We start from the raw sequence: 8,382 nt of genomic DNA, 5'->3' as shown, positions 1-8,382 counted from the left end.
GGTATCGGCTATCGTCTCGAGCAAGGTCAATGATCGCTGGCCGATACGTACGGACGTCTACCTGGCGACGTAAGGCAGTGAGGAATGGTGCTGGACGATGCGGATCGTGCCTTCATCGTCCTTCTTGAAAGTCCATGACTTATCGACCGTCGTGACTTTGCCGTCCTTGTCGGTGAAGGACACCTTGCCAAGAGTGGTCGCATACTCGCCGTCAAGAAGAATGGCGGCGTTTTCGACACGGACTTCGCGCCATCCCTTCAGTGCAAAGCCTGTATCGCCGGGATATTTCTGGTTATGGCCGACAAAGTAGGACAGGGCACCCTCACGGTCGGTCCGGAAGGTTTGGGGCTCCTGTGTCAGGGTCGGCTTGAAGAGAACCGGACCCAACTGGTAGCCATAGGCCGCATCGATCACCTTGGCAGCCAAATCATGGGCTGGCTTCACACCTTTGTCTTCGTATTCACGCGAGATTGCAACGAGTGCCTCGCCCCAGGCTTTCTGAGTCTGGAGGACTTCAGTTTCGCTGATCGACCCATTGTGAATTTCCACGGCGTGCACGCGGCCCGTAGTGATGAGCAGGACGGTTGCGGTTACGGCAGTCGCCGTCGCTAATAAGCGCATGAGTTTCTCCTGTTTGATTGCCCGTTGAGAGCGACAACAGGAATATGTGTTTCTTCTCTGAAGCAGACGTGGCAGCTTCATGAACAGCTGATGGACGGGAGATTACAGTACCTCGACCGATCCATCCGTCGCATAGGTCCTGGAGACGCCCTCAAACTACAAGCTGAACTGTCAGTCTTTGGCGTCCGGCTTGATGAGGTTGCTCAGGTAGTCCATTTGATCTCCTAAACTGTCGCCACACGACGCAAACGGGTCAGATATGGCTCTGTTGCAAATTTCCATTATGGTCATCATGGCCGTTGGTTGGGGCGTCGATTTTTGGGATCCGGCGCAGCCCAATTGATATTGTCATAGTGGTTTTTGGCGAAGCTCATGGGACAGGAGACATTCAGTTGACGATAGAGCCACAAGGCCAAGGGCTACTTCTTGATTTCCAGCTTGCTCTCGACAGGAAAGGGAAGGAAAAGCGGGAAGCGTGAGCATACCCAGCGCAAATAAGTTATCGAAGGATACTCTTGATTGATTACCTGTTACCTCAAATACATTATCGACCCCCACAAACTGTCCGAGTTCGAGGAATATGCACGGCTCTGGATTCCCATCGTCAATCGTATGGGCGGGACGCATCATGGATACTTCCTGCCCAGCGAGGGGGCCAACAATATCGCGCTGGCTTTGTTCAGTTTCCCGAGCCTTGCGGCCTACGAGGATTACCGGATCAAGATGACCACGGATCCAGAGTGCGTAGCAGCTTATGAGCTGGATAAGCGTAACCGCAGCATCATCAGTTACGAGCGTACTTTCATGCGTCCCTTGCGAGGCTAGCTTCCTGCGTCGTCCCAAATGTCGCAGGAGCAGGTGAGAGACCGTGCGACAAATCGCACTGTTAGTGGTCCATCATGACTTACCATGCCGAAGGGCAACAATGTTGCGAATTTCCGGCAGCAAGGGATTGTGATTATCCCGGCTCCAAATGGCATGAAGCTCTGCAATACACTCTTCTTTCAGATCGAGTGATCGAAAGACCACATCGTCGAAGCAGGCATTTTCGGTGCCGGCGGGAACAAGTGCCAGGCCGATGCCCGCGCTGACCAGCGAGAGGATGGCCTGCGAATGCGTCATGCTCTGAACGATGCGGGGAGTGAGCCCGTTTTCCTCTATCAGTCGGGTCAGCTTGTCGTGCAGATACCGTGCCGGCGGAGAGAACATGATAAACGGTTCACCGTTCAGCGCATCCGGTGCAGGGCGCCGTTTTGCGGCAAGCGGATGCGCGCGCGGGATCGCCAACATCATACGTTCGCGCGCGACGCACAGACTTTCGACATAATGATTGCCGGCAAGCGGCCGGGATAAACCGAGATCGATATCGCCGGCATTAATCGCCTGAAGCTGCTCGGCGGTTTCCATCTGCACCAGTTCCAGTTCGATTTGGGGTGCGGAAGCGCGGGCCTGACTGATGAAACCGGGCAGGAAACTGTAGGTGCTGGCCCCGACAAAAGCGATTTTTACTGAGCCTGCGCTGCCGCGCGCTGCCCTTCTTGTCGCTGTTACGGCGGCGTCGCTCAGCCTCAAAAGTGTCTGTGCCTCGCTAAGGAAAGCCAGACCCGCAGGCGTTAGGACCACGCTCCTGCTGGTCCGCTCGAAAAGCGTGACGTCGAGGTCCTGTTCCAGGAGCTTGATCTGCCGGCTGAGCGGAGGCTGCGTCATATTCAAACGACGCGCCGCACGGTTGAAGTTCAACTCGGTAGCGACGGCGACAAATGAACGGACCCTTCCCAAGTCAAGCATCTATTTAAATCCTGTATCGGTATCTAACAGAAAACAACTTGGACTTAAATTGATGGACGCGATATCAGTCAAGTCAGAACTGCTGCGGAACCTCCGTCAGGGTGAAAATCAAAGAGGCGAAGATGGATACGCGGTCAACAAGAACGGATATGCAACAAGCCTCCGGCGCAGACAGCATTGTGTGGATAAAGCTTTCCTCGGTCTTCCTGCCGCTCAAGACGCCAATCAGCGACGCGAAGGTGTTGACCGGCAGGCAAAGGCCCTTGACCGAAGTGGCGTTTCTCTTTGCGGAAATAGAAACAAAGCATGGCCATAGCGGCATTGGTTTCAGCTATTCAAAGCGCGCCGGCGGTCCGGGTCAATATGAACATGCCAAGGAGATCGCAAACGTCCTCATCGGCGAGGACCCGAACGATATTGGCAAGCTGTGGAACAAGCTTTGCTGGGCGGGGGCATCTGTCGGTCGCAGCGGGCTTGCCATCCAGGCGATAGCGGCCTTCGATGTGGCTTTGTGGGACCTCAAGGCGAAAAGGGCTGGCCTGCCGCTTGCCAAGTTGCTCGGCGCCCACCGCGATTCTGTGCAATGCTACAACACTTCGGGCGGCTTCCTCTCGTCGCCGATCGAAGAGGTTCTCGAGAATGTTGAGCATTCAATTGCTGCGGGTATAGGTGGGATCAAGATCAAGGTCGGTCAGCCCGACATGGCTGTCGACCTCAAACGCGTTGCCGCGGTGCATGAGCGAATCGGCGGCAGGGTGGCGATGATGGTCGATGCGAACCAGCAATGGGATCGTCCAAGCGCGATGCGGTTCGGCCGCCTTATGGAACCCTATAACCTGACATGGATCGAAGAGCCGCTCGATGCCTATGATGTCGAGGGTCATGCGGCGCTCGCCTCACACCTCGATACGCCCATTGCGACCGGCGAGATGCTGGCAAGCGTTCTGGAACATGTTTCGCTGATCGAGAACAAGTCCGTCGATTTCATCCAGCCCGATGCGCCGCGCGTGGGGGGCATCACGCAATTCCTGAAAATCTGCGCGCTGGCGGAGTCCAGGAAGCTGCAGCTCGCGCCGCATTTCGCTATGGAAATCCACCTCCATCTGGCGGCCGCCTACGAGCTCGAACCCTGGGTGGAGCATTTCGACTGGCTCGATCCGCTGTTCAACGAGCGGCTGGAGATCAGGGATGGCCGCATGCTGGTGCCGAGCCGGCCGGGTCTTGGCATTACGCTTTCGGAACAGGCCGGTCACTGGACGCGGGCCATGGCGGAATTTGGCAAGCGGCCTTAAGCGCTGGGTCAGGCGGTGCCGCGGGCAACGATGTGGAAATCGATATTGATCATGGCCTCAACATTCCCGTCGCCTTCAATCTTTCTGAGAATAGAGCGCGCTGCCTTGGTGCCGATGTCACGGCGATCGATACGGATCGTTGTCAGTGGCGGGTGTGTGTAAGGAGCAAAGTCAAAATCGCCAAAACCGATGACGGCGAGTTTGGCGGGCATGCTGCAGCCGCGGGCATTTGCTTCCGCCAAGGCGCCGTGGGCGACGACGTCTGATGAACAGAATACGCCGAGCGTTCCGTGCCCACTGTCCAGAAGCTGTGCCATCGCCAATCTTCCATCCCGAAAGGTAGAGGGCGAATTCATTTCCAGCGCTGGTAACTCGACATCCGCGACCCCTCTGAGGCGACCGACGAAACCGTCGCGGCGTTGAACGGCGCGGGGGTCGTTGGCGCCGATCTGGGCATAGCGGTCGTAGCCCTTGACCAGCAGATGCTCGGCCGCCAGAGCGCCAACCGCCGCATGCGAAAAGCCGACCGCAGTGTCGAGCGGCGAGGGGGTGGAATCCCATATCTCGACGATCGGCAGGCCCGCGCCTGTCAACATGGCGCGAGTCCCTTTAAGATGCGTGATGCCCGTTAGGACGATGCCATCGGGGCGGCGTGCCAAAATCGCGCGCGTCAGTTCCAGCTCGCGGGCATTGTCATAACCGGAGAGGCCAAGCAGCAGTTGATAGCCGGCGGAGACGAGTTCTGCGTTAAGCCCTTCGATAGTCTCGGCAAATATCGTGCTGGAAACGGTTGGGACGATCGCAGCGATCAGCCGGGTCCGCCGGGAAGCAAGGCCGCCAGCCAGCAGATTTGGCACGTAACCTGTTTTTGCGATCACCCGATCAATCACCTCCAGCGTGCGAGGCTTGACCAGGGCGGGAGTGTTGATCGCCCGGGAAACCGTGACTGGCGAAACGCCCGCGAGCTTGGCAACGTCAGCGAGCGTGACCGGCCCGCCGGGAGCGATGTAACTGTTTTTCTCGTGGCCGGCCATTTTTCATTCCTCTCAAAATGATTTACGCTTTCATTTTGAACCTAATCAAGATGTTCGTCTAAAGTATTGTTTCTATACAGGCTAATATATTGAAATTTAATGATTAAAAAAACATCGGCTGCGGTTGCGGAAGAGATTTTTCGGTCTAAAATGAAAGCGCTTCCATCTCTTCGGGAGGAGGGTTTCGAAGGGTGGTGAACAGCACTGGCGGGAAGCCAGAAAAGTGGAGGAATTAATATGAACCTCAGGCGTTTCATGACGTTTGCGGCTGTCGCGGCCGCAATATCCGCAACCGGTCTCCAGCCCAGTTTTGCCGAAGACTACCCGTCCAAGACGGTGACCGTGATTGTTCCATTTGCCGCGGGCGGCAATACCGACACATTTGGTCGTCTTGTGGCCGAACAGCTGGACAAGAGACTGGGGCAGCGCTTCATCGTTGAAAACAAGCCCGGCGCCGGTGGCAATATCGGCCTTGGTGATCTGGCGCGGTCAAAACCCGATGGCTATACGATCGGTATGGGGACGGTTAGCTCCAACGCGATCAACCAGACGCTCTACAAGACCTTGCCTTACGACAAGGAAAAGGGATTTGCGCCGATTTCGCTGATCGCAAGTCTGCCGAACGTGCTGGTGGTCAATCCCGACAAGATAAAGGCGAATTCCGTCGAGGAGTTGATCGCCTTCCTGAAGTCGGAGCCCGGCAAGCACACATACGCGTCTTCCGGTGTCGGTACGTCCATCCATCTCGCGGGCGAGCTTCTGGCCACCAGGGCCGATCTCAAAATCACGCATGTACCTTACAAAGGCAGTAGCCAGGCCATTCTCGACGTCGTTGGGGGCCATGTGGACATGATGTTCGACAATATTCCGACCGCCGCCCAACAGGTGAAGGCCGGCAAGGTCAAGGCTCTCGCCGTCACCAGCCTGGAAAAAGCCAGCCTGTTGCCCGACGTGCCAACCATGGCAAGCGTCATTCCCGGTTTCGAGGCGACCTCATGGCATGGCCTGTTTGCGCCTCCCGGCACCCCGCCGGAAATTGTCGAAAAGCTGAGCAAGGAAGTCCAGGCAATTATCGCGGATCCGGCGATGAAAGCGAAGCTCGAGGCGATGGGTGTGACGCCGGTCGGCAATAGCTCGGCGGAATTCAAGGCCTTCATCGACAAGGAAACCGCAAAGTGGGCCGAGGTTATAAAGGCCGCGAACGTCCCACCGCAGTGAGGTAGACTGCCGGCCGGATATGACTTCCATCGATGTCATCCCGGCCGGCACATTTCCACAGCGAGTATAGTGCCATGCTGAAGATAAAAAACGGTCGCGACTTCGCCGGCGGCGTGACGATGATTTTTGCCGGCCTGTTATTCATCTGGTTCGGTCGCAATCTGGAAGTCGGGAACTCGTTCCAGATGGGCCCAGGTTATTTCCCGACCATGCTGAGCCTGATCTTGATGGCGCTTGGCGCACTGGTCCTCATCCAGTCGCTGATGGTTGGCGTTGAGGAGGGTGAGGCGGAAACCTGGAACTGGAAAGCTTATTTCTTCGTGATCCTCGCTCCTGTCGGCTTCGGTCTAGTGCTGGCAGGGCTTGGCCTTGCGCCCACGATGTTCCTGCTCATCATCGGGGCCTCGGCTGCCAGTCGTTATGCCAACTGGCGTCACTCCATCCTGCTGGGCCTGTTCCTTGCGGGGTGCTCGGCCCTGGTTTTCACCAAGCTCCTCGCGATCCCTCTTCGTGCCTTCGGACCGTGGATCCCCTTTATCGGTGACTTTTTCTAGGGCTCGCCAGTCAGCCCTGAAACCGGATCGGATTGCTTATGGACATCTTTTCTAACCTCTGGCTCGGTGCATCCACCGCCTTCCTGCCCATGAACCTGCTTTACGGTTTCATCGGTTGTCTTCTGGGAACTGCGATCGGGGTGTTGCCGGGGCTCGGGCCGACGGCCACGATCGCGATGCTCCTGCCGATCACCTTCGGCTTGCCGCCGGAATCCGCGCTCATCATGCTGGCCGGCATATTTTATGGCGCTCAATATGGCGGCTCGACAACGGCCATCCTCATCAATCTCCCAGGTGAAAGCTCTTCCGTCGTCACCGTGATTGACGGTTACCAGATGGCGCGCAACGGCCGCGCGGGGGCGGCTCTCGCAACCGCAGCCCTTGGCTCCTTCTTTGCCGGCACGGTGGCGACCATCCTGCTTGCGCTTGCCGCGCCGCCTCTTGCGGCGATCGCGCTCAAGTTCGGACCAGCCGAATATTTCTCGCTTATGGTTCTGGGGCTCGTCGCCTCCGTCGCGCTCGCAAGCGGTTCGCTGCTCAAGGCCTTCGCGATGATCGTCTTCGGCCTGCTGCTTGGCACTGTCGGCACCGATGTCGAAAGCGGGACGCCACGTTATGTCTTCGATATTCCGGAGCTCTATGATGGATTGAATTTCGTTGCCGTCAGCATGGGCATATTCGGTATTTGTGAAATTTTGCGCAATCTGGAAAACGAGCAGGAGCGTTCGGTTGGCGTCAAGCGTGTGACGGGACTGATGCTGACGAAGGACGATTTCCGGCGAATTTGTTCGCCCGTTTTGCGTGGCACCGCACTTGGGTCCTTACTCGGTGTTCTGCCGGGCGGTGGGGCAATGCTGGCCTCCTTCGCTGCCTATGCCGTGGAAAAACGGGTTTCTCCCAACCGGGCCGAGTTCGGGAAAGGTGCCATCGAAGGGGTTGCGGCCCCTGAAGCTGCCAACAATGCCGGCGCGCAAACATCGTTCATTCCCATGCTGACCCTTGGTATTCCGGGCAACCCGGTCATGGCGCTGATGGTCGGTGCGATGATAATCCAGGGCATCACACCAGGTCCGAATGTGATCTCCGAGGAACCGGGCCTGTTCTGGGGCATGATCGTCTCCATGTGGTCGGGTAATCTCATGCTCGTCATTCTCAACCTGCCGCTGATTGGGCTTTGGGTCCGGATGCTGACCGTGCCTTACCACCTTTTGTTTCCGGCGATCATCGGCTTCTGCTGCATCGGCGCCTATAGCATCAACAACAGCGTTTTCGATGTCTTCGTCATGGCAGGCTTCAGCATTGTCGGTTTTGCGTTGAGCAAGATGCGTTTCGAACCGGCGCCGTTGCTGCTCGGCTTCATTTTGGGGCCAATGCTGGAGGAAAATCTGCGGCGTGCGATGCTGATCAGCCAGGGTGATCCGACGATTTTTCTGCGCAGCCCGCTTAGCCTGTCGCTGTTGATCTTTGCGGTTGCGGTGCTGGCGCTCGTGCTGTCTCCGAGCATCAGCCGCAAACGGGAGGAAGCGTTTACCGAATAGGGAAATCATAGCGACCCCAGTCTGCGCGGCAGTGACGATCTCGATCAGGCGGGCGTTTCGATCCGGCGACGAGACCGGATTATGAAACGCTACAAGTCACGCGACATCTTCAACGCTTCCACTCAATCCACAATCTCCGGCGTCTGCGAGAACTATGCGGACGCCGGAGAATGTGGACTGTGCTGTAGCAGATCTCGTCTAGCCGCCACATAGCCTCGGCTGCCATCCATCAGAATGCGCGTATAGGGATGTTCAACGGTATTCTCGAGCAACTGCTGCCGCGTGACCACCTCCACGAAACCCCCGCTCTGCATGATCGCCACCCGATCACACAGAT

At 57.2% G+C, this 8,382-nt stretch carries 8 protein-coding genes and 1 pseudogene; 5 read left to right on the top strand and 4 right to left on the bottom strand.

All coding sequences use genetic code 11. The features are described from left to right. Positions 1–57 precede the first annotated feature (57 nt). Positions 58–621 carry a hypothetical protein gene (locus tag T18_RS22910; RefSeq protein WP_038497019.1) on the bottom strand — a complete coding sequence of 188 codons (564 nt, stop codon included), beginning with the start codon at positions 619–621 and terminating at the stop codon, positions 58–60. Between the two features lie 519 nt (positions 622–1,140). On the opposite strand from T18_RS22910, the gene T18_RS22900 reads away from it, so the two are divergent. After that, positions 1,141–1,446, top strand: coding sequence for an NIPSNAP family protein (locus tag T18_RS22900; RefSeq protein WP_038497014.1), 306 nt, complete (start codon positions 1,141–1,143; stop codon positions 1,444–1,446). Positions 1,447–1,518: 72 nt separating this feature from the next. On the opposite strand, the gene T18_RS22895 is transcribed toward T18_RS22900, so the two are convergent. Continuing rightward, the gene (locus T18_RS22895; RefSeq protein WP_038497009.1) at positions 1,519–2,409 is read right to left on the bottom strand and encodes a LysR family transcriptional regulator; all 891 of its coding nucleotides are present in this window, start codon (positions 2,407–2,409) and stop codon (positions 1,519–1,521) included. A 149-nt stretch (positions 2,410–2,558) separates the two neighbouring features. Between T18_RS22895 and T18_RS22890 the strand changes: the two genes are divergently transcribed. After that, positions 2,559–3,701, top strand: a complete 1,143-nt coding sequence (locus tag T18_RS22890; RefSeq protein WP_233285001.1) for an L-talarate/galactarate dehydratase — start codon at positions 2,559–2,561, stop codon at positions 3,699–3,701. An 8-nt stretch (positions 3,702–3,709) separates the two neighbouring features. Here the strand turns inward: T18_RS22890 and T18_RS22885 are convergent, their stop codons facing one another. Then, positions 3,710–4,735 carry a LacI family DNA-binding transcriptional regulator gene (locus T18_RS22885; protein ID WP_038497002.1) on the bottom strand — a complete coding sequence of 342 codons (1,026 nt, stop codon included), beginning with the start codon at positions 4,733–4,735 and terminating at the stop codon, positions 3,710–3,712. A gap of 237 nt (positions 4,736–4,972) precedes the next feature. On the opposite strand from T18_RS22885, the gene T18_RS22880 reads away from it, so the two are divergent. The 3 genes from T18_RS22880 to T18_RS22870 all read left to right on the top strand — a co-directional run bounded on the left by T18_RS22880 (position 4,973) and on the right by T18_RS22870 (position 8,045). Further along, positions 4,973–5,953, top strand: coding sequence for a Bug family tripartite tricarboxylate transporter substrate binding protein (locus T18_RS22880; protein ID WP_038497000.1), 981 nt, complete (start codon positions 4,973–4,975; stop codon positions 5,951–5,953). Positions 5,954–6,027: 74 nt separating this feature from the next. Then, entirely contained in the window at positions 6,028–6,507 is a 480-nt protein-coding gene (locus T18_RS22875; RefSeq protein ID WP_038496997.1) for a tripartite tricarboxylate transporter TctB family protein, read from the top strand. Positions 6,508–6,545: 38 nt separating this feature from the next. Further along, on the top strand, positions 6,546–8,045 hold the full coding sequence (locus T18_RS22870) for a tripartite tricarboxylate transporter permease (RefSeq protein ID WP_038496994.1): 1,500 nt from the start codon (positions 6,546–6,548) through the stop codon (positions 8,043–8,045). 152 nt (positions 8,046–8,197) lie between these two features. On the opposite strand, the pseudogene T18_RS27870 reads toward T18_RS22870, so the two are convergent. Continuing rightward, positions 8,198–8,382: pseudogene (locus T18_RS27870) on the bottom strand (ABC transporter ATP-binding protein); the annotation flags it as partial.

Source organism: Rhizobium sp. TBD182 (genome assembly GCF_001950375.1).
Lineage (GTDB): Bacteria > Pseudomonadota > Alphaproteobacteria > Rhizobiales > Rhizobiaceae > Agrobacterium > Agrobacterium tumefaciens.
This window is presented reverse-complemented; position numbering and strand designations above follow the sequence as displayed.

Bases quoted from the DNA above. Each gene is read 5' to 3' on its own strand.
- T18_RS22910 (WP_038497019.1), bottom strand. From the start codon at position 621: ATGCGCTTATTAGCGACGGCGACTGCCGTAACCGCAACCGTCCTGCTC.
- T18_RS22895 (WP_038497009.1), bottom strand. From the start codon at position 2,409: ATGCTTGACTTGGGAAGGGTCCGTTCATTTGTCGCCGTCGCTACCGAG.
- T18_RS22890 (WP_233285001.1), top strand. From the start codon at position 2,559: ATGCAACAAGCCTCCGGCGCAGACAGCATTGTGTGGATAAAGCTTTCC.
- T18_RS22885 (WP_038497002.1), bottom strand. From the start codon at position 4,735: ATGGCCGGCCACGAGAAAAACAGTTACATCGCTCCCGGCGGGCCGGTC.
- T18_RS22880 (WP_038497000.1), top strand. From the start codon at position 4,973: ATGAACCTCAGGCGTTTCATGACGTTTGCGGCTGTCGCGGCCGCAATA.
- T18_RS22875 (WP_038496997.1), top strand. From the start codon at position 6,028: ATGCTGAAGATAAAAAACGGTCGCGACTTCGCCGGCGGCGTGACGATG.
- T18_RS22870 (WP_038496994.1), top strand. From the start codon at position 6,546: ATGGACATCTTTTCTAACCTCTGGCTCGGTGCATCCACCGCCTTCCTG.